The organism is Oscillibacter sp. PEA192 (assembly GCF_003574015.1).
GTDB lineage: Bacteria > Bacillota > Clostridia > Oscillospirales > Oscillospiraceae > Oscillibacter > Oscillibacter welbionis.
The window spans coordinates 676,705-698,175 of sequence record NZ_AP018532.1; the positions used below are offsets into that span (position 1 = coordinate 676,705).

The 21,471-nt window shown below is 54.3% G+C and carries 19 protein-coding genes, 1 tRNA gene and 1 riboswitch; of the genes, 12 read left to right on the forward strand and 8 right to left on the reverse strand.

The window, feature by feature from the left end:
- Positions 1-12 precede the first annotated feature (12 nt).
- From DN611_RS03315 to DN611_RS03325, 3 genes are read right to left on the reverse strand one after another with little or no spacing between them, the layout of a single operon-like run.
- Positions 13-594 (reverse strand): TerD family protein, encoded by a 582-nt coding sequence (locus tag DN611_RS03315; protein WP_021748541.1) that lies wholly within the window; start codon positions 592-594, stop codon positions 13-15.
- A 24-nt stretch (positions 595-618) separates the two neighbouring features.
- A complete protein-coding gene (locus DN611_RS03320) occupies positions 619-1,785 on the reverse strand; it encodes a toxic anion resistance protein (RefSeq protein ID WP_119310639.1) in 1,167 nt (388 codons plus the stop codon).
- 3 nt (positions 1,786-1,788) lie between these two features.
- Positions 1,789-4,059 (reverse strand): YceG family protein, encoded by a 2,271-nt coding sequence (locus DN611_RS03325; protein WP_119310640.1) that lies wholly within the window; start codon positions 4,057-4,059, stop codon positions 1,789-1,791.
- A 222-nt stretch (positions 4,060-4,281) separates the two neighbouring features.
- Between DN611_RS03325 and DN611_RS03330 the strand changes: the two genes are divergently transcribed.
- Together DN611_RS03330 and DN611_RS03335 are read left to right on the forward strand one after the other, a co-directional pair.
- Complete coding sequence (locus DN611_RS03330; RefSeq protein WP_036629861.1) at positions 4,282-5,241, forward strand: HpcH/HpaI aldolase/citrate lyase family protein; 960 nt, start codon at positions 4,282-4,284, stop codon at positions 5,239-5,241.
- Positions 5,242-5,296: 55 nt separating this feature from the next.
- Positions 5,297-5,383, forward strand: a tRNA-Leu gene (locus DN611_RS03335).
- A gap of 88 nt (positions 5,384-5,471) precedes the next feature.
- On the opposite strand, the gene DN611_RS03340 is transcribed toward DN611_RS03335, so the two are convergent.
- From DN611_RS03340 to DN611_RS03355, 4 genes are all read right to left on the reverse strand, one after another.
- Entirely contained in the window at positions 5,472-6,029 is a 558-nt protein-coding gene (locus DN611_RS03340) for a site-specific integrase (RefSeq protein WP_119310641.1), read from the reverse strand.
- 230 nt (positions 6,030-6,259) lie between these two features.
- Positions 6,260-6,643 carry a CDP-alcohol phosphatidyltransferase family protein gene (locus DN611_RS03345; RefSeq protein WP_119310642.1) on the reverse strand — a complete coding sequence of 128 codons (384 nt, stop codon included), beginning with the start codon at positions 6,641-6,643 and terminating at the stop codon, positions 6,260-6,262.
- A gap of 34 nt (positions 6,644-6,677) precedes the next feature.
- A complete protein-coding gene (locus DN611_RS03350) occupies positions 6,678-6,941 on the reverse strand; it encodes an HPr family phosphocarrier protein (protein WP_119310643.1) in 264 nt (87 codons plus the stop codon).
- A gap of 70 nt (positions 6,942-7,011) precedes the next feature.
- Positions 7,012-8,415, reverse strand: a complete 1,404-nt coding sequence (locus DN611_RS03355; RefSeq protein WP_119310644.1) for an MATE family efflux transporter — start codon at positions 8,413-8,415, stop codon at positions 7,012-7,014.
- A gap of 162 nt (positions 8,416-8,577) precedes the next feature.
- Positions 8,578-8,691, reverse strand: a riboswitch (FMN riboswitch).
- Positions 8,692-8,864: 173 nt separating this feature from the next.
- On the opposite strand from DN611_RS03355, the gene DN611_RS03360 reads away from it, so the two are divergent.
- A complete protein-coding gene (locus tag DN611_RS03360) occupies positions 8,865-9,722 on the forward strand; it encodes a patatin-like phospholipase family protein (RefSeq protein ID WP_119310645.1) in 858 nt (285 codons plus the stop codon).
- 403 nt (positions 9,723-10,125) lie between these two features.
- Entirely contained in the window at positions 10,126-11,571 is a 1,446-nt protein-coding gene (locus DN611_RS03365) for a sodium:solute symporter family protein (protein WP_119310646.1), read from the forward strand.
- Between the two features lie 100 nt (positions 11,572-11,671).
- Here the strand turns inward: DN611_RS03365 and DN611_RS16405 are convergent, their stop codons facing one another.
- Positions 11,672-12,169 carry a hypothetical protein gene (locus tag DN611_RS16405; protein WP_145985051.1) on the reverse strand — a complete coding sequence of 166 codons (498 nt, stop codon included), beginning with the start codon at positions 12,167-12,169 and terminating at the stop codon, positions 11,672-11,674.
- A gap of 667 nt (positions 12,170-12,836) precedes the next feature.
- On the opposite strand from DN611_RS16405, the gene DN611_RS16410 reads away from it, so the two are divergent.
- The 8 genes from DN611_RS16410 (at position 12,837) to DN611_RS03405 (ending at position 21,470) form a co-directional block, all read left to right on the forward strand.
- Complete coding sequence (locus tag DN611_RS16410; RefSeq protein WP_160117397.1) at positions 12,837-13,007, forward strand: hypothetical protein; 171 nt, start codon at positions 12,837-12,839, stop codon at positions 13,005-13,007.
- On the forward strand, positions 12,991-14,343 hold the full coding sequence (locus tag DN611_RS03370; RefSeq protein WP_025543554.1) for an amidohydrolase family protein: 1,353 nt from the start codon (positions 12,991-12,993) through the stop codon (positions 14,341-14,343). The genes DN611_RS16410 and DN611_RS03370 overlap by 17 nt, the downstream gene beginning before the upstream one ends.
- Before the next feature lie 37 nt (positions 14,344-14,380).
- The gene (locus tag DN611_RS03375; protein WP_160117398.1) at positions 14,381-15,124 is read left to right on the forward strand and encodes a serine hydrolase; all 744 of its coding nucleotides are present in this window, start codon (positions 14,381-14,383) and stop codon (positions 15,122-15,124) included.
- A gap of 33 nt (positions 15,125-15,157) precedes the next feature.
- On the forward strand, positions 15,158-16,585 hold the full coding sequence (locus DN611_RS03380; RefSeq protein WP_021749396.1) for an alanine/glycine:cation symporter family protein: 1,428 nt from the start codon (positions 15,158-15,160) through the stop codon (positions 16,583-16,585).
- Positions 16,586-17,846: 1,261 nt separating this feature from the next.
- Positions 17,847-18,842 carry a LacI family DNA-binding transcriptional regulator gene (locus DN611_RS03390; RefSeq protein ID WP_021749393.1) on the forward strand — a complete coding sequence of 332 codons (996 nt, stop codon included), beginning with the start codon at positions 17,847-17,849 and terminating at the stop codon, positions 18,840-18,842.
- A gap of 76 nt (positions 18,843-18,918) precedes the next feature.
- Positions 18,919-19,905 (forward strand): ComEC/Rec2 family competence protein, encoded by a 987-nt coding sequence (locus DN611_RS03395; RefSeq protein ID WP_119310647.1) that lies wholly within the window; start codon positions 18,919-18,921, stop codon positions 19,903-19,905.
- A 182-nt stretch (positions 19,906-20,087) separates the two neighbouring features.
- On the forward strand, positions 20,088-20,942 hold the full coding sequence (locus DN611_RS03400; protein WP_287826631.1) for a Bug family tripartite tricarboxylate transporter substrate binding protein: 855 nt from the start codon (positions 20,088-20,090) through the stop codon (positions 20,940-20,942).
- Between the two features lie 63 nt (positions 20,943-21,005).
- A complete protein-coding gene (locus tag DN611_RS03405; protein ID WP_021749390.1) occupies positions 21,006-21,470 on the forward strand; it encodes a tripartite tricarboxylate transporter TctB family protein in 465 nt (154 codons plus the stop codon).
- Position 21,471: the final 1 nt, after the last annotated feature.

Sequence of the window (21,471 nt, forward strand, 5' to 3'; positions counted from 1 at the left end):
TCCTCCTTGTAATCACTCAGCGTCAATGCCGTAGTGGCCGCACAGGGCTGCCAGACCGCCCTGGAAGCCGCTGCCGATGGCATTGAATTTCCACTCGCCGTTGTGGCGGTACAGCTCACCCACCACGATGGCCGTCTCGATGGAGAAGTCCTCCGCCAGGTCGTAGCGGATCAGTTCCGTGCCGGTGGACTGGTCCACGATGCGGATGAAGGCATTGGACACCTGGCCGAAGTTCTGGCGGCGGTTCTCCGCGTCATAGATGGTGCAGGTGAAGGCGATCCGCTCGATGCTGGCGGGTACCTTGGCCAGATCCACCATGATCTGCTCGTCATCGCCGTCGCCTTCGCCGGTCAGGTTGTCGCCCATGTGCTCCACCGCGCCGGTGCTGTGCTTGAGGTTGCCGTAGAAGATGAAGTCCCGCTCCGTGGGGCACTTTCCGCTGGCGCCCAGCAGGAAGGCAGCCGCGTCCAGGTCAAAGGCGCTGCCGCTGTCAAAGGCGTTCACGTCCCAGCCCAGGCCCACCATGATCTTGGTGAGGCCGGGGTTGCCCTTGGTCAGGTCGACTTTTTGTCCCTTGGAAAGATTGATCGGCATAGTGATTTCCTCCGTTCCCAATATTTAATGATTCACGGACCCCTTGTCCGGCATGTGATACATCTGGTCGAACTGGGCCTTGATGGCCTCCAGTCGCTTTTGGTCCTCCACCCGCTGCTTGCGGGCGTTCTCCTGGATCTGCTTCGTCTCGTCGATACCGCTGACGATGGTGCGCCAGGTCTGCTCCAGCGTCTCGATTTTAATGGAGCTGCCGGAGGCCAGACGGGCGGTCATCTTGGCCTGCTCCGCCGTGTTCTGGGCGTTGCGGATCAGCATTTCATTGGTCTTGGCGTCCAGGGCGCTCATGGCCTCCGTCTGCAGCCGCTGGCGCTTGAGCATGATGGCCTGGGTCAGCGCCTGCTTGAACACCGGCAGGGTGATGATGAAGGCGGAGTTGATCTTCCGCACCAGATTCATATTGCTGAACTGCATGGTCTTGATCATGGGGATGGACTGCATGGCCACGTTCTCCGCCGTCCGCAGGTCCTGAGTCCGCTGCTCCAGCATCATCAGGGCCTGATTCAGGGTGGTCAGCTCGAACTGGATGGAGTTGTCCCCTGTGGCCTCCATATCCGCCTGGCGCTGGGCGATGTATGCCTCCAGCTCCCGGCACCCCTGCTCACCGGCCAGGATGTAACGCACCAGCTCGTGGTAGTAGTTCACATTGGCCTGGAACATCTCCTCCAGCTTCCGGTTGGACTGCTTGATGTCTGCCTCGTACTGCTTCAGCTGGACATAGATCTTGTCCACTTCATCGCCCATGGTGTGGTACTTGGCGAGGATTTTGTCCAGCTGCTTGCGGAGGTTTCCGAACAGCTTGCCGAAGAGGCCGGGGTTCTCCTTGATCTCTTCGATGTCGAACTTGTCCATGATCTTGGCCAGCGTGTTCAGCATCGCGCTGGAGTCATCCAGCTGGGACAGGTTCATGCTGTTGAGTACCACGTCGGAGCACTTGGAGATCTCGTCTGCTGCTCCGGCGCCGAAGGAGACAATGGACTCCAGGTTGTATACCTCGATCTGGCTGGCCAGGGCATCCACCTCCGGCGAGTTGACCAGCGTCTGGGTCATCATCTGCCGGTCGGCGGAGATGTCGTACTGCTGATAGCTCTCTTCTTCCTGGGGGGCGGCAGGTGCCTGTCCCTGAGAGGGCTGAGGCTGGGATGGGGTCGGTCTGCTGAGATTCAGGCCCATAAGTCATATACTCCTTCCAAATAGTTTTCTGATGGAGTGCAGTCCGCTTTCCTGCACGGTGTTGAAATCAGGAATCCGCAGGTCGTAAAGATAGTCCCCGATCTGCGTCTCGCTGGCAAAGGGGCGCGTGAAGTGCTGCTCGATGCACTGGTAGCCGGTGGGGACGAAGAATAGCACGTCGAAGCCAACCAGGCTTAGAAACGCGGTGAGGATGCTGTCCTCCAGAGAGATCCTCTCCTCTGTGGGGTTGATGTAGATGAGCTTGGGGTTCTTCTTGGTGAAGTCGAACTTCTGGATCTTCCGCAGCAGGTCCTTGGGGAGATTCAGGGCGGTGGCGATCACCGTGTACTCCGTGCCGTTCTCAAAGGTGCCGCGGATCAGCTTCTGGTCCAGCAGCAGCTGCAATTTGTCCAACAGGTGCTCCTGCATCTCCGCCCGCAGGATGCCGTAGAGATAGGCGCTGTGGGACTTGATCTTGCCGCGCAGCAGCTTGCCGTTCTTCAAAAACTGCGTGGCGTACGGCTTCACGGGGTTGGGATCCGTGCCTTGGACCCAGGGGACGGACCGAATCACCTCCGTGTCCGGCGTGATGAGCTTCTTGATGTCCAGCCAGTACTGGGAGGCGTTGCCGTCCTTCACGCCGCAGATCTTCTGGCAGATCACCGGCAGGGTGACGGTGTCCCCCGCGGCGGAAAAGCTGGGACGGTATTTCATCTCCTGGTCCCACAGAATCGGGATCTCCTCGTACATGGTCTGCAGCAGGACCGTGGAGGCCTTGGCGTACTGCTGGTTCCGATACAGTCCCGTATCCTGGTACATCAGCCGGTCCAGATCCCGCTCCGCCTGATAGGCGGCGGTGGTGACCCGGGCCTGGTTCTGGTCCACCGGGAAGCGGTCCAGAGAGACGGATTGGGGACAGTGGACCTCCAGCAGATCCGGGGTGTGGAGGGCGCTGCCCTCATTCAGATTGGGGAGCAGCAACAGGACATCCACCGGCAGGCGGGCCAGCAGCCGCAGGAACAGGGCTCCGGTGTCCGACGCGCATCTGCCAAACTGGAGAAAGACCGCCACCTCCGGCGCCTTCCAGTCCGGAAAGAGGTCCTTCTGATACCGGTTCAGCCAGCACAGGAGGTACACCGCCCGGCTGGTGAGCTTGGAGACGCTGCCGCCGCACCGCTCCCCCTCCTCCAGCACCAGATCGATGAAAGCTCGGGTCATCAGGCGCTGGAGCTCCACATTGGCCGGATACCGGATGTTGGCGGCGAGACCCGCCGCCAGCTGCTCTGCGGAGGCGTAGTTGCCCCGCTTGACCGCGGCGATCTCCTCCGGCCCGGGGGGCGCGGGGTCTCCGTTGACCACGCAGATCCGGCGGCCGCCGCCCTGGAGGGACTGATAAAACGCGAAGAGGTCGTTGGTATAGGTGAGATTGTCCTCCACGCCGTACTGGCAGAGGAAGAGGTTGCAGAAAAAGCGGGGATCGTTTCCGCGGGCCTGCACAGCCGTCAGCGCCGCGTTCAGCTCTGCCTTCTGCACCCAGGCGTTGGTGCAGGGAGAGAGGGAGGGCGGCGTGCCGTAGAGCCGCTGGCGGCGCACCTCCCGCTCCAGCTCCGCCTGAAGCTGCTTGACACCGAAGCCCGCCGGGAAGGACCCCAGGCCAGGGGCCTGATACAGGTGCGACAGGGCCGACTGGGGGTCCACGGTGAGATATGCCTGGTCGCCGCCGCACTCCAGCAGGACGATATCCGCCCCCGCCCGGGAGAGGACCGTCAGCAGCTGCAGCTCATAATGGCTCACGTCCCCGGCATAGAGGATCTTGGGCAGCGTCTCGCCGCCCAGCACGTTGACGATCCGCTCGAACTTGTAGTAGAGCCAGCACATGTATTTCATGTAGGCATTGCGGAGCATATTGTCGTTTTTGCCCGCCCGGCGCATATCGTCCAGGGTGGCATACATGGCCGTCACCACAGCGTCCCGCTGCCCGTCCGTCATCCGGGGCAGCCATTTTTTCAGCCGCTGGGAGAGAAAATCCCGGTCCATCTGGAAACCGGACCCCATCATCTCATTGAAATAGGACAGGTTGTCGGGCGTGGGGTTGGGGATGCGCCCGTCGATGATGACGCCGGACCGGCGGGCCGCCTCATAGTAGCGGCGCAGAAAAGCGGCCACCGTCTCCCCGTACCCGGCGATCCGGCAGAAAAACACGCGGGACCCGCCCCGTTCCGAGAGCGGGCGGAAATAATCATTCAGTTGTGCCGTTCCCGCCTGTTGAAACATCGTAGCCCAGTCTCTTTCTCATCACAAGATTTGTGTTTCTCATTATAGCGGCTTTGGAGAGGATTTTCAACAGATGCATGGAGCATAGCTTGAGAATCCACAAAAATTTTACATTCGTCAGCATGGCGCGGGTATTTTCTTCTCCGGCGGGAAGTGCTATAATAGCGCCCATAAGTGCCCGGCCGAAGCCGGCCGCTGATCTGAAGGTAAAAGAGGATGAGCATGAGAAGCAAGTTGACTGGATATGACGTGGGAGCACTGCTCTACTGCCCTGCCAACGCCCACGGGTCGATTGTGGGCGCGATTGTGGAGCAGCGGTTTCCAACGCCGTATTCTCTGGCGTTCTGCCTGGAGGACACGGTGCGGGAGGACGCCGTGGCGGACGCGGAGCGGATGCTGCGGGGGACGCTGTCCCGGATCGCGTCCGCTGCGGAGGGCGGCTCCTTTTTTCTGCCGCCCATTTTTGTCCGGGTCCGGTCACCGGAGCAGCTGCTGCGGCTGGCGGAGGAGTACGCCCCGTTTTCCTCCATTCTCCGCGGATTCATCCTGCCCAAGTTTTTCCTGGAGAACTGCGGGGCCTATCTTGCAGCCATCCGCTCCATCGGCCGGACGGAGGAGTACTTCTATATGCCGGTGTTTGAGTCTGCGGCCATGATTCCCCCGCAGACTCGCCGGGAGGCTCTGACGGAGGTGCGGGCCCAGCTGGACACCGTGTCTGGCTCCATTTTAAACATCCGGGTGGGGGGGAACGACCTCTCCCACGCCTTCGGCCTGCGCCGTCCGGCAAATCGGACCATCTACGACCTGCGCCCGGTGGCGGATATCCTCATCGACATCGTGGCGGCTTTCGGCACTCAATACGTGGTGTCCGGCCCGGTATGGGAGTATTACTCCGGCGAGGGATGGGAAGAGGGGCTGCGCCGGGAGATGGAGCTGGATCTGCTGAATGGCTTCACCGGCAAGACCGTCATCCATCCCAATCAGATCCCCGTGGTGAACGAAATGCTCCGCGTCTCCCAGCGGGATTACGCGGACGCCCGGGCTATCCTGAACTGGGATACCGGCAGCGGCAGTCTGGTCTCTGCCAGTGAGGACGGCGGCCGGATGAACGAGTACAACACCCATAGCCGCTGGGCCCGGCGGATCGTCCTGCGTGCGGAGCGGTACGGCGTCAGGGCGTGAGAAAAAGGACTTGAATTTCGCTCCGACCTCCTGTATAATAAACCAGTATCCACCGGCCAGTGTGATGGAATTGGTAGACGTGACGGACTCAAAATCCGTTGGTGGCGACACCGTGTGGGTTCGAGTCCCACCACTGGCACCAGTTGAAAATACTCAGGTTTTTCATGAATTGAAAACCTGAGTATTTTCTTTTTGAAGCCCGGTTCTCTCCCCGAGTTCTCTCCTCCGGCTTAAATCGCGGCTGAGATGCCAGGGGTGATGCTGACTGTCTGGTTCATTTTCGTTGCAGGCTGTTTCTTGGAATCCGTGTCCAGGTGCGCGTAGATATTGGCGGTTGTAGCGTAGCTGCAGTGTCCCAGCCAATCCTGAATATCCTTCACCGCGACTCCGTTTTTCAGAAGCAGGGATGCGCACGTATATCTGAAATCGTGGAAACGAATCGGACGAAGGCCGTGCTGCTTCAGGACCCGTTTGAAATGGTCGGACACAAAATTAGGCTTATATGGGATACCCAGCTCGTTGACATAGATGTACTCCGACTCCGTGTAGCAGTTTCCGCAGAACTCTTTACAAGCGGCTTTCCGTTCCTGCATCCGCAACAGAAGTTCCCGGTACTGGGGAACCGGCGGCATCGTTCTGCAGCTGGATTTGTTTTTCATCCGGTTCTTGCCATCGGAACGATACTGGACCACAGTATGGTCGACCGTGAGAGTATTTCCCTCAAAGTCGATTGCGCTCCACCGCGGTCCCATAACCCCACTTCTACGCAGGCCGTAGAACGCAGCCATCAGGACCGGAAATTCTACCGGATCTCCTTACATAAAATGTCCATCAAAAATGACCAAATAAATAAAATGGTTGTCTTAATGCATGTGTATTCGCTCCATACGGAGCCGGCCTGCAAAAGTAAGTATGCGCTCGTGTTACATTTTTGTTTCTCCCAAAAGGGAAAACCGTTCACATCTTCAAATGGATCATTTGATAGAAAAGTCACACGGGTGTGGAGGAATTCGTATGCCTAAGATATTTTCAGATTGAGCATTTTCCCTTTTCTGAAAAAGAGCAGGCCCATAACCACCATGTAGCCCTCCTTGAGCACCATAAGACCAAACAGGACCCACATCTGGGGATAGCGGAAGGCCAGACAAAGAGCCAATGCACCGTGTGTCAGTTTGTCCGCGATCGGGTCAAGCGCCTTGCCCAAATTTGTGATCATGTTGAACTTTCTTGCGATCATCCCATCAAACAGATCCGTGAGACTGGAGAGGAGGACAACACCTGCGGCCCAATGGTACGCTTCTTTTGCCAGATAGAGGTAACAGAATACCGGAATGAGGAGGAGCCGAAAATATCCCATCAGGTTCGGAATAGAGAATCTCTCTTTTGTGTTGAATGGCTTCATTGAGGTTCTTCTCCATCTCCTATATGCAGACAAGTCATGCGGAAGCAGAAGACTGGAAAAATTGCGACAACGCGTTTACAGCTTCGGCTTCGTCAGGGCCGTCTGCAGCGACCTGTACCTGCTGTCCCTGACGAAAGCCGAAGGAGACGACCCCGAGAAGACTTTTCGCATTGATGCTTCGCTCACCGGCGATTATGCGGATGGTGCTCTGAAAGACATTGACATGGCTTACAAACAGTGCGGCTGTATGTGTGGTGAAATCTTCCTCCAACTGCAATGAAAGGGTCCGCGTTGTCATGGGAATCGTCCTCCCAATGATAGATTTTCATTTATAAATGCTCGATCCAGGGGCTTCGGAACATGTGCGCTTATGATGCGCGATATTTGCGCTCTCCTTTGCACAGCCAGCCCTTTCTTCTCCAACTCCGAAATTCCCAGCGGGCCAGCAGCAGGCAGAGCAGGAACGCAAGAGCATCGGCTATCGGTGCGGCCAGAAGTGCGCCGTCCAGCCCGAAGGAGCGGGATAGCAGAAGCGCCAGAGGGATCAGGAAGCAGCCCTGCCGGGCCAGAGGAATCAGCAGGGACTTACCAGGCCGGCCGATCCCCTGGAAGAAGGAGGCTGAGGTCATGTGAAGGCCATACAGGAAAAAGGCCAGCATATAGAGCCGGAAGCAGTGCTGTGCGCAATCCAGATAGAGCGCATTGTCCGATACAAAGCAGCTTGCGATCTGCCGCGGGAACACCATGAAAATGAGAAACCACACCACTGAAATGCCTACTGCAATAAGAGAAGCTATATGGAATGTCTTTTGGACCCGCGCATAGTGGTTGGCGCCGAAATTATAGCCGTTGATGGGCTGGATGGCAGAGGACACCCCGACGAACATGGAGTGAGCGATCTGGTAGACCTTCATCATCATGCCGTAGACGGATAAGGCAATGTCACTGCCATAGACTGTGGCGGCTCCATAGGCCCGCATCAGATTGTTCAGGGTAATCTGCACCAGAGCGGAGAGCATCTGCGTAAGCAAGCTGGGGAAGCCCAGTGCCAGAATACGACAGGTCAGCTTCCGTGTAGGGCGTAGGTCCTCCCGCCGGATATGAACGGTTTTGAGGCGGCGCAGGTAGAGCAGGGCCAGGCATCCAGCAGCCACCTGCCCGATCACCGTGGCGATCCCGGCGCCCACAACGCCCATCTTCAGCGGAAAGATAAAGATAGGGTCCAGGATCAGGTTGATGACCGCCCCTGTCATCATGCACTTCATCATGTACTGCGGGGAGCCGTCCGCCCGGATAATGGCGGTGAAGGCGGGACAAAGGAGCTGGAACGGGATCCCCCATGCGATGGCGCGCATATAGGACAGAGACTCTGCATAGGCAGTCGGCGTCGCGCCGAAAAGGACTACGATCTGCGGGGCGAAGATGCCGCAGGCCAGAGCGGCCAGCAGACCGCTGGCCAAGATCAGGGTGAGGGCGTGACTGATGGTGCTGTCCGCCTCCCGCTGCGCTTTCCGACCCAGGCACAGACTGATATTGGCGGCACATCCGTCTCCCAGCATCAATGCCACAGCATTGACCAGAATGGTCAGCGGGAACGCGATATTAGTGGCTGCCATTCCTGTAATGCCCACGCCCTGTCCGACAAAGATCTGATCCACGATGTTATAGAGGTAGTTGACCATCAGTGTCAGTGAGGTGGGAACGGCGTATCGAACGATCAGTTTGGGTATGGGATCCGTTTCCAATGGGTTTGGCTGCAGGTTTGGCTCCATAGCAAGGCTCCTTCCGTATTCATACTGGACGCTTCCGAGGGAGAAGCCGCCGGAAATAAAAAATCCCGGCGCCATTTCCCTGACGCAGAGAGATGGCTGTACCGGGTGCTTAGAGTATACACTTTTGCTTGAGGAGGATGGGCATCCGGCACGGCACCAGAAAGCCTTCTTCTCCCCTCCAGACCGAACCTGTTGGCTCCGGAATTCCACCGGATTAGCTGATCGCTCGCGGACTGTTACCGCCAGTAGAGAAATATCTCGTTTCCGAAGAAAACTTACATACCTAAATGTATCATTAAATAAAAGAACCGTCAAGGAAAATGTCCTTCCCGCCGTATCAACTTCTGCGCTTTCTGATCGATATCCTGTGTCTCGTACAAGGCATTCCATTTTGGCTTTTCCTGTGGTAAAATATCAAAATCGACAAAATCACAGGAGGCAGGACAGGGATGAAAACGGGCTTGGTCTTGGAGGGCGGCGCCATGCGCGGAATGTTTACCGCAGGCGTTCTGGACTCCTGGATGGATGAACAGATATCCTTTGATGGAATCGTCGGTGTGTCGGCCGGTGCGCTGTTTGGGATCAATGCTCCCGCCGGTCAGAAGGGACGCGCCATACGGTATAATTTGAAGTATATCCGGGATAAGCGGTACATGGGGCTGCGCTCGCTGCTGACCACGGGCAATCTGATCAACGCCGACTTCGCCTTCTATGAGGTGTCCTCCAAGCTGGACGTATTTGATGAAGCGGCCTTTCAGAGATCGGGCGTTGACTTCTATGCCGCGGTCACCGATCTGCACACAGGCGCCCCGGAGTATATCCGGATCACAGAGCCGTTCCGTCAGATGGAGGTCCTGCGGGCCACCTCTGCCATGCCCTATGTCTCCCGGCCTGTGGAGTTGGATGGGAGGTTCTACCTGGATGGCGGGGTCAGCGACAGTATTCCAGTCCATTTCTGCAAGAGTCTGGGCTACGACAAGACCGTTCTCGTGCTCACACGTCCCTTGGAGTATCGGAAAGAGCGGCCCGCAGCATGGCTTCAGCGATTCAACCGCCTCTATTACCATCGCTATCCGGCCTTTGTGGAGAGTCTGAACCGGCGGTGGGAAGTCTATAACCGGCAGGTGGAGGAGATCATAGGGATGGAGCAGCGCGGGGAGCTCTTCGTGGTTCGGCCCAATGGCCCACTCCCAATCAGGCGTGTGGAAAAGGACCCCGCCAAGCTGCAGGCTGTTTATGACCTCGGGGCAGAGGCCGGCAGGGCGTCTCTCAGCGGACTGAAAGAGTATTTGCTGACGCATGAATGATGGTAGATGATACAGGAAATTGCGCATCCAGCAGGCAGGGGCTTGTATGGATGCGCAGTTTTTCTTTGTGCAGTATACAGCGTCCCTTGGTCCAGGTATCATGGTTGGCAAAACTGGCGGGATGGCATATATACTTTTTGAATAAAGAATTTCTGATACATATCGGACAAATTGACATTTTTTTCAAGTAACATTATAATGTTCATATATTCACTGCCACAAGAGGACGTGGTTAGAAGGGGTGAAGAATATGGATCAGGATCTGCCCTTATGGGTAGAGGGCTGCGCCGAAACATATATAATGTGGGTGTGAATGGAAGCAGACAGCTGCTGAAGATCTTGCCGGACAAAGGTATGCAGGTGCGGCCCTCTGGAGCAAACAAAGAAAAGGAGGGCATTTTTGATGGATCACAGCGTATTGACGATTTTGGATCTGGGAATCATTACGGCATACCTTGTCATCATGGTCCTGGTGGGGGTCTATTCCGTCAGGCGGATCCAGAACACAAAGGATTATTATGTAGCGGGCCGGTCCTTTGGGCCGATGGTGCTGATGGCCACCGTCTGCGCGACGATCATCGGCGGCAGCGGTCTGATGGGCCGGGCAGGTGTGGCCTATACCGACGGCTTCAAGGCGGTCCTTACCGCAATTCCATACCTTCTGGGAATGTTCATTTTCTCCGGCATCGCCGGGAAGATCTCGGATATCGGGATGCAGTACGGGATCACCTCTATCCCGGAGCTGTTTGAACGGCGGTTTGGCCGGGCAGCCAAGATCACCCTCTCTGTGCTGATCGCGTTCGCCATGATGGGGACGGTGGCCTCCCAGGTCACCGCCACGGCCACGATCATCCGGATGCTGGGGGGAGAGTTCGGCCTCTCCTATGAGATGGGCGCGCTGATCGCAACAGTGGTCTTTATGGTCTACACAGCCACCTCCGGCCTGTTCGGCGTGGTATACACCGACGTGCTGCAATTTTATATGCTGATCGTCTTCGTGTATATCCTGATCCCGGTGGCGGCCCTGTTCAACGTGGGCGGCTTTGCGAACTTTGCGGCCAACCTGGACCCGGCGCTGGTGGAGCCGCATATTGACGGCAGCATTTTGGGAGACATCATCACCTATCTGGTTTTCACCATGGCAGGTGCGGAAATGTGGCAGCGCGCATTTGCCGCCAAGAGCCGAAGGGCGGCAAAGCGCGGGATGTTCCTGGGTACGGCCGTATACGGCGTGACCATTGTGCTGGTCTACTTCATGGGTGTTGTGGGCCGTCAGATCCTCGGCGGCGACATCCTGGCGCAGTATGGCTCGACGGACGCTGTCGTTCCGGCCCTGGCGATCCGGATCCTTCCCGCCGGTCTGACGGGACTTGCGTTGGCCGGTATGCTCTCGGTCATCATGTCCACGGCGGACAGCTATCTGCTGGTATCTGTGCAGACCTGCGTCCACGACATCGGAAAGACCATCCGTCCCCAAATGCCGGAGCGGACCGAGATCTCCCTCTCCCGCATCTTCTCCATTGTCCTGCCCCTGGGCGCGCTGGTGATCGCGTTGTACATCCACAATGCATACAACATCCTCATGTTCGCCTGGAGCTTCTATGCCGCATCGGCTGGGATTCCCGCATTTGCAGCGCTGTTCTGGAAGAAGGCAACCAAGACCGGCGTCATGGCCGGGTTGCTGGGCGGGTTTGTTGTCTGCGTTGGCTGGAAGCTGGCAGGCCAGCCCTTCGGCCTTGGGGCGGCGGTGCCGGGCACGGTTGCCTGCGGTATCGCACTGGTCGTTGTGAGCCTTGCGACTTATAAGCGCGCACCGTCCGTATTCCTGAAAGCTGAAAAGCAGAGCTGATAGGGAGCTGCTGCATCCCCATATCGGAAAGCAATGGAGTGAACATTATAAGAGCCAGCCGGAAATTTTGAAGATCCCCGGCTGGCTTTGTTTTGGCGTATTACTGATAGATAAAAAGTCTCCGGTCAGACAGCAGACCTCGCCACTGCTGTCTTTGCCCCAATGCCAATGGCACACACACCGCTTTTTCAGATCGCGTCACCAATGCGGCGGTCAGCGCTCCGTCCTCAGAGCTTCCGACAGCGTATGGCAGTTCTTCATCTTCTGCATCCCAAAATCCTGTCCTGCACGCATCAACTACATGGCGGGACGGTGGACTGCGCTTGTGCGCCTGGTCATGGACCATCTTTGCAACAACAAAGGTTACTGGATTTCTGCTGCGGAACCGGACGATGGCAAAGGCTGAGAAGTGATCCTGATTTGTCCGGAGCACAGCTTCAGCAGACCGATATCCTGCCGTGTGACGCGACATATCCCATGCGGATTTGTCAGCAGAGCGACATCTTCCTTCTCGCCATTCCAAGCCATTCTCAGAAAGGAAACTAATATCGTTCAGAAAGGCGAATTGCAGGAAGAAGTCATTGCAAAAATACAACAAGCACGCCCTGCGGAGCGATGGGGAGAAAGACCAAAACAAGGGAGGCACGCTTTTACAACCCGTATCCGTCATTGCGGGCCGCCCACCGCGCGGGACTTCTATACACCATGGTATAAAACAGTTCTGCGGGCTTTTACGCCGTCACAGGGCACAGCCGGGCAGAGATCATTTGTGCCAGTGCGGACCGCAGCAAGACCAATGGACCTGATCGCCTGGAAACGCGTGCTGGATGGGCGTACGATGAGCGGGTATTCCAAACTGTATTGAGTATCTGATCGAGCGCCAGAGCACCTTCGCCATGTGGAAATCTGCCGCCTGTGTCAGTGAGCTTCTGGTTTTCCGCCGATAGGATATTTTGGGATAAGGGCGCGCCTCCAGACAAGCGACCGTCGTCAAGGCAGACAAGGAGCATGATGCGTTCAACAAGACCCGAAAAATGGTCTCCGACTCTAACAAGGAAGTGCTCAGAATGCTGGAGTCAGGAGATGGAAAATAACTTCATTATATAATTGGCTTTTTCGTGATCTTATGGTATGATACCCTTACGCTGTCCAGAGCATAATTTCTAGAATGAATCCGCTCTGTAATGTGAGTGAATCACCGCAAAGTGGTACTGTTCGGCGCCGATGGGCGCTATCTTTTTGTCTGGGCGGATGTAGAAGCACGGATGAAGAAGAATTACAATATGCATTGTATGCCGATGGTTGTGCTGTTGAACCTCGGAGAGGATGCGCTGGTTGTCCGCCGCCAAGGATATGAAGGCGTGCCGCAAAATACGGGCCTGCCTGAATGGCTGACGGACGGAGAAAGGGGGCAAAGTGATGCGCACACTGATTAAACACGGACTGATTGTAGACCCGGCCAGTCATGTTCACTCCAAAAATAATCTGCTAGTGGAAGACGGGCGTATTCAGGGGCTGACTGCTGAAGAGCCGGAAGCTGATGTGATTTTGGATGCCGAAGGGATGGTGGTTTCACCTGGTTTTGTGGATATCCACATGCACGAGGATCCTTATGACCCAGAGGAGGGGCGACTGATTCCCAGCATTATGACCTCCATGCTTCGCATGGGAGTCACTACAGCGATTGGTGGAAACTGCGGTATCAATACGGTCTCGCCTCTGCGGTATTTAGAATTGATGGACCGTGATGGCGGCCCGATCAATATGGGACTACTAGCCGGCCATACCTTCCTGCGGGAGCAGGCCGGGCACCGGGACAAGTACAGTGCAATTCGGCCCGATGAACAACAACGGTTGTCAAGGCTGGCCAAAGAGGCTCTGGAAGCGGGTTGCTTTGGGGTGTCCTTCGGTATTCGCTATGTACCCGGTGTGACACGGGATGAGATGGTGAAAACCGCCTGCTTCTGCCAAAGCCATGGCCGTCTTGTGGCCGCCCATGTGCGAGATGACGCGGATAATGTATTCGGCGCGGTGGAGGAGTTGGTTTCCATAGGGCGGCAGCTGGATCTTCCGGTTCAAGTTTCCCATGTGGGAAGCATGGGGGGATTTGGGCAGATGGAACGACTGCTGGCCCTCATAGATAGATATCGCGCCTCCGGTATGGAACTGAGCGGAGATTGCTATCCGTATGACGCTTTCAGCACGCGAATAGGGGAAACAACCTACGATGAGGGATTTTTGGAGCGTTACTGCACACAGTATTCTGCGATAGAAATCTGCGAGGGTATGTACAAGGGACAACGATGCACGGAGAGATTGTTTCATGAACTGCGTCAGACAGCACCGGACACATTGACGGTCTGCCATGTTATGAAGGCGGAGGATGTAGCTTTGGCTCTGTCTCATCCGGCCATTATGCTGGCCAGTGATGGGCTGATGGATCGGGGGCAAGGACACCCGAGAGGTGCAGGGGCGTTTCCACGCCTGCTGTGCCGGTATGTTGCAGCCGGGAAGATGAACTTGGATGATGCGGTCGCCAAGATGAGTGCCATGCCGGCCCAAAAACTGGGGCTGACGAGAAAGGGGACCTTACGCAAGGGCGCAGATGCAGACATCGTAATTTTTGATATGGATCGGATCCGGGACTGTGCTACGTTTGAGCATCCCGACCGTCCTCCGGAAGGGATAGAATGGGTCTTGATTGGGGGAAAAATCGCTGTGGAACACGGAACAATCAAGCAGTCAAGTCTAGGACGAGCCATTCGCGCTTAGCAATGGAGCAGGAGGGAGAGACGGCATGGACGAATATGTGAAGCGGCAGCTTTCCTCAGTTCCGGGGCATATCGGATTTTACTACAAAAACCTGGTCACGGGAGAAACGGACGGAAGCCGCCAAACGGAGTTGTTCCAAGCGGCCAGCGTAATTAAACTGCCAATTTTGGCGGCCATCCTGCTGGAGGAGCGGGAGCATCCCGGTGTGCTGCAGGAGCGGCTTTTGGTCCGGGACGGCGACAAAGTGCCCGGATGCGGCGCATTGCAGCATATCTCCGGTACGCAGGCGTATGACATAGAAAGCCTCTGTAAGCTGATGATTACTATCAGTGATAATACGGCTACGAATGTGTTAATCCGCCGCTTTGGCATTGAGTTCCTGAATGAGCGATTCCGGGCGCTCGGCCTTCAGGAAACCAAGATTTTTCGCTTTCTGTTTGACACGGAGGCCGCACGTCAGGGAAAGGAGAATTTATGTCAACCGAAGGAGATCGGTAGCCTTCTGGAGGAAATCTACCACGGACGCTGCGTGAGTGCCAATGCGTCTGAGCGAATGCGGGCGATGCTATCGCAACAGCAGATTAACCATAAAATCCCCAGCCTGCTTCCGCCCACCGTGCGGGTGGAGCACAAGACCGGCGAGGATGAGGGGATTACGAATGATGTGGGGATTCTATATGGGAGAGAACCCTGTGTTCTGGTATTTGTATCCAATGAAACTGATGTACCGGCCTTTGAGCAGGTAATCCGGACAGTGAGCCTGCACTATACACGAGTGTGATGACAGACATATAGAAAAAGGAGAAAACTTGTTATGGCCATTATTAAGACGATCTCGGACCTTCTGTGGGGAATGCCTCTCATCGTACTTATTCTGTTGGCTGGCATTATCTTTACGGTCGGCTCCAAATTCTTTCAAATCGCACACTTAAAGCATATTCTGAAAAACACCATTGGAACACTTTTTTCAAAAAAGGACAACGGTAAGGGCATGATGAAACCCTTGGAAGTAATCAGCATTGCCGTTGGCGGAGCAGTGGGTGTTGGCAATATCGGCGGCGTAGCGACCGCTATCGCGGTGGGCGGACCGGGTGCAGCCTTTTGGATTTGGGTTGCGGCCTTTTTGGGCATGATGATGAAAATGGCCGAAGTTTCCCTGGCGGTATACTACCGTTCAAAGGATGAAAAGGGCGGCTATTATGGCGGGCCTACATACTATATGGAGAAAGGGTTGGGACGGGATAAGGGCTTCAAATTCTGGGGCGTGCTGGCGGTTATCTTCGGGATCGGCATTTTTGGAAATGTCTTTTCCATGCAAAACTTCACGGTCGCACAGTCCGTCAACGCCACTTTTGGCATTCCCATGCTGGCGGTAGGTTTAGTCTATGTTGGTCTCACCTATTTGGCTACTGTCCGTGAAATTCCTTGGCTGGGCAAGCTGGCGGCGAAAGTAGTTCCCCCCATGTGCGTCTTTTACCTGGTAGGCGGAATCGTGATTATCATAGTAAATATCACACAATTGCCCGCAGCACTTGGACTGATTATCAGCGATGCATTTACCGGGACCGCAGCCACCGGCGCTTTCATGGGAGCGGGCGTGGCTTTGATTATCCGAACCGGCTTATCCCGCGCCATGTTCTCCAGCGAGGCTGGCTGGGGTACATCGCCTATGATTCACGCCTCCGCCAAAACGGAGCATCCGGTGAAGCAGGGATTGTGGGGGGCATTTGAGGTTTTTGTCGGTACGATGTGTATCTGCACGGTTACCTCCTTGGTTATCGTCGTTACCGGCCTGTGGGATTCCGGCCTGGATGGTGCTCCATTGACCTTGGCGGCTTTCGAAACAGTGCTTGGGCCTGTTGGAACTATCATCATCACGGTGGCCATTTTCCTCTTTGCTCTTTCTACTACTACCGGATGGTGGGCTTATTTCGAAGTGCTGTTGCGCCATTTGTGCGGCACGAATGAAAAGCTCAAGCGGACCTTGATTAACGTATTTAAGGTAATCTACCCCATTCCCGGGTTCCTTGTAGTGCTTCTGGCTGCGGTGGGAAACGATATTTCTGGTGCGGATATTTGGGAAATCGCCAATTTGACAACGGGAATACCTGCCTTTGTAAACCTGATTGTCATTGTCATACTGAGCGGAAAGTTCTTCCAATTGCTTAAGGACTACAAGGCTCGTTATCTGGGAATCGGTACCGTTGATCCGAACTTCAGACTTTTTGATGAAGAGGAATAAACCGAGCCTGAAAATGGCGGATTGAGAAGCCAAGAGGAGGGCGTGGCTCTGCCACGCCCTCCAGCGGCGGAAAATATCAGGACAGCGCATCCAACACCACATCGAACAGATGCATAGGGTTAAGCTGCCCTCTGTCATAACGCTGGCAAGTGAATCAACGAAGTCCCTGTCGCAGGAAACGGCTGAAATCAATGTCACATCGGTACAGACTCCATCCATCACTTCGGCCTGTATTCCATAAGACGGAAGTCAGCTGGACTGCAATGGTACAGATCGGCCATGCGGCACACGATGCCAAATGGAGGGGCAGAAGTCCCTGCCTCATACAACAAGTGTACGTGCTTTGCTGCGGCCGCTTGGGTGTATCCGGCTTTCTCCCGGCTTGCTCGAACGGATTTTCAGGATGACCACCTTTTTGGGTTCTGCGCATTTTGAATTCCTCCTGTCATTTTTCTAATACATTTGGGCCGCGCTCCCCGGAAATCCTTGTGTTTTCAAGGTTTCCGGGGATATTTTCTTGGCCATTTCCCTTGCTTTTTTCCTTACGAGATGTCTGTAAGGGAAAGCTCTCAGCTTTCACACGCCCCCTTATCCAGAAACCGGGCGGAAGAACCTGTGGTTTCTTTCTTTGCATGGGCGTAGATGTTCATGGTGGTGTTCACGCTGGAAAGGCCCAGCAGCTCTCGGACATCTTTAAAGACGCTCCGCCATAAATTATGTTGCTTGTGGAGGTGTGGCGAAGGACATGAAAGTGAAGGGACTGGATATTATCGAATGTGATGTTGGCTCGTCTGCACGCCGTAGCTGCCCCCAGAGCGTACAAATGTCCCATCATTCCACAGGCAGACGAATGAGAACTCTGTAAAGCATTCCCGTGGTTCATCTGTGCGGGGCAGGGAAGAGAGCCCGTAATATGTACGGCTCGTTTTCTTCGGAGATCCTGTGTCAGCTCCTGATACTGCCGCTAAAGCGCGCCAAATCCATATAATGCTATTTGGGAATGAGTTTGTTTGTGCAGCAATAACAGGGGCCTACTGCTTAAGTCAAAATTGCAAAAAAAGACATGCAAAATTTGGGAATGATTCCAAAATAGTGTGGTTTGTCAAAAAAAGTGTTGACTTTTTTGATGGCGGCTTTATGTTAAAAACATGTTAAGAAAAGAGGACGCGGCGATACTGGTTGTTTATTTTTCACAATAGAGTGCCAGTGTTTTTTTGACCTTAAAAATGAGAACGTTTTCAAGAGGGCGTGGGATACATACATGGCAGCAACAATCATTGACGTCGCACGGTTATGTGGTTACTCAAAGGCAACAGTTTCCAGAGCATATGCGTCTCCGGAAGCAGTCAGTGAGAAGGCGCGTGAAAAGATATATGCGGCAGCGAAGCAGTTGAACTATGCGCCTAATGCCATCGCAAGGGCGATGGTTCGGCAACAGACAGAAAATATTGCATTTATTATCCACGAAAAGCAGTATCCCGCTATTTTGAATCCTTTTTATTCTCCGATGCTGGAAGCAGCCATGCAGGAGGGAACCCGAAGGAATTACAGCCTGTTCGTAACGACCAGTCAGGATATCCACCTGCCCAATGGAGATATTTATATCAAAAAGCACATGGATGGAGTGATTTTTGCTGGCGAGGTTGATATCCGGGTCATTGAAGAGTTTCGTAAACAGAGCATTCCGGTAGTGTTGGTAAACAACTATTTGGATATGGATGGCTTAGTGTGCATTTCGGCAGATCACTATGGCGGTGCTGTGCAGGCTACGGAATATCTTTGCAAGCTGGGACATTGTAAAATCGGCCTGTTGTCCGGCCGGTTTTCACCACAAGTTAGTGAAGCTCGTATAGAGGGCTTCGTTAAAACTCTTGCTAAGTATGATATTCCCGTTGATGATCGTTTTATTGCTGATATTGAGCCGGCGCTGGAAGATGGCGAGGAAATCATGACCCGGATGCTGCGGGAGGTGGATCGCCCCACAGCTTTTTTCTGCACCAATGACACCATTGCCGCAGGCGCCATGAAGGCAGTTACCCGGGCAGGGCTGAGAGTGCCGGAAGATATAGCGATCATAGGGTTTGATGACAGCTATATCAGCCGTGTGGTGGAACCCGAGTTGACCACTGTTCGAATTGATGCTGCTAAGATGGGATGCCTTGCCATGCAAACGTTATTTGACTTAATTGCGGGGATGCCGGTAGAAAAGGCGCATATTCAAATTCCTACGGAGCTTATAGTGCGGGGAACTGCTTGATGCTATGTAGAAATTTGACACGCTCCTGATAGAGCGTTTTAAATGGTGAAGTCAAAGTGCGGAAGGATGTGATGCCATGTGTGTTACAGTCATCAATGTCGGTTACGGAGACGCAATCCTCTTTCAGTTAAAGAATGGGTATACTGCACTGCTGGATGGAGGAAGTGCCCTGGAGTCAGAATTTGAAGGCGATTCTTATCGCATTCGGTCAGCAGATTATCTTGCCAGACAGCAGATTGAGCATTTGAATGCTGTGATTATTTCGCATATCCATGAAGATCATGTATGCGGGCTGGAGGCGGTATTACAGCAGACAGTGGTAGATCATCTCTATGTTCCGTACCCGGTAGAGCCTTTCTTAAAAGGCTGTGAACTGACTCCAGCCAGTAACGCTCCCCGCAGTGTACCGCTATATGTTGCGGCCTTGAATGCGTATCGGAGGATTTTGCTTCATGCGAAGGAAAAAGGCATTCCTGTTACCGTGTTGAAAGCAGGACAGGTACTGAAATTTGGAATAGACACGAAGATGCGGATACTGGCACCCAAAAGCTGTGTTGTAGATGCATATATGGAGATCGTGGAACGGGCATACAGTCTTGAGGCGGATACAAATGCCGTGACTGAGTGCCTGATCCGGTTGGACGCTACATCCAATCACACCAGTATGCTGTTGCGCTTCGAACTGGGAGACATCGTTTTTCTCAGCGCGGCGGATAGCTGTCCATCTGAATGGGATGAGGTGCCTGAAATTTTTTTCAAAAATGTAAACGTTCTCAAATTGCCACATCATGGACAAATAGATTCAATTTCGGAATCTTTTATGAAAAATATGCCGTTGGAGTATATTATTACGACCTCGGCATCTGATAGACGGTATCATAGCGCGAATCAGGCGGTATATCAGAAGCTGGCCGCAATCTTTCCGGCGGAGCATCCACCACACTTTTTGTTTTCGGATGAGCGAGAGTATCCGCCTTATTTCTCACAGCCCGAAGGCTTTCAGGCTATCAAACTTGTAATGGATTCCGGGATGGTTATACCGGAGTTTATTAGAATTCAATGAAAAGAGGAGAGAAAACAATGAAAAAACTCATGTCGCTGGTCCTCGCACTCGCTATGATTCTGAGTTTGGCTGCCTGCGGCGGCAAAACCACGGGAACGTCACCTGACAGCGCAGGCGATTCCCAGCAGGAAACTCCCGCGACTTCGGACGGCGCTTTCCCTGAAAAGCAGATCACTATTATTATGCCCTGGAGCCTTGGCGGCGGACCCGATACCATTGCCCGCCAGGTTGCCTCCTATGGTGAGAAGTATCTGGGTGTGCCTGTGATTGTGGAAAACCATACCGGTGGTTCCGGAACTATCGCCATGAACGATGCATTGCAGGCGGAGGATGACGGTTATACCATGGTGGTTGCCAACGGCCCCCTGTTCTCACTGACTCCCAGCTTCATTAATGTCAACTACACACTGGATGATATTACGCCTCTGATTGGTATGCGTATCACGGAGTTCGTTGTTCTGACTAACTCTAAGAGCGGCATCACCAATATCGACGAGCTGAAAGCCTATGCCGCAGAGGGGAACACAATCAAGTACGCTACCACAGGCGGCCCTGGCAACGACAGCTATACTATGATTTCCGTCCTGTTCAAGTTATTGGACATCCCCGCTGAGCCTGTTCCCTACGACGGCGGCCAGGAGGCCATCAATGCGTTGGTGGGCGGCCATGTTGACGTGGCTATCGGTTCTCCCCCGACTTACCGCGATTATGTGATCAACGGCGAATTGAACTGCCTGGGAACCTTCATTCCCGAGGGGCTGGAGGTGGAAGGCATTGGCCACATCAGTTCCTTTAGGGATCAGGGAGTCGACGTGGACTTCACCGGCATGGACTACTTTGCGGTCCGCTCCTCTGTGGATGATAGCAAGAAGGAAGTTTTGACCAACTTCATCGCGGAGGTTTATGCTGATCCCGAGTTCCAGGAATTTATGAAAGGCATGGGCATGGAAGCCTGGGAGGCCACTGAGAGCGAGATCGTTGATATGGTAGAAGCTCAGACCGAGGCGATGACCGAGTATATTCCTCTGGTGCAGTGACACTCTGCGGTGCCCCATATCGCCGAGATATGGGGCACCCATTTTAAAAAGAGGTATTGAATTATGAAAATCAGATATAACAGAGAAATAATATCGGGCGCTATTTTTGTGGTTCTGAGCGCAGTGCTGTGGTTCCTGATTCCCGTACAGGTCCAGACGCTGGAGAAAACGCCAATCAACGCACAGACCTTCCCCCGTATCGCCATTGGTGGTATGTTCCTCTGCTCTGTCGGTCTGCTGCTGGAGGGGATCTTCGTCCGGGAGAAGCAGGAGTTGTATGTGACGAAAGAGAGTTTTCGCTCCAATGCCTTTAAAAAAGAAATGCGTTCCGTAGTGTTCGCATTGCTTTTGATCGCCTACTGTTTCCTGATTGGACATCTGGGCTATATTGTCTCCACAATCCTGCTGGTACTGGCGGTCATGATGTTCTATAAAGCCAGAAAGTGGTACTACTATGCGATTCCTCTGGGGATGGTGGGCATCGTGTACTACGTATTCAAGGTGCTTCTTCATATTTCCCTGCCCTGAT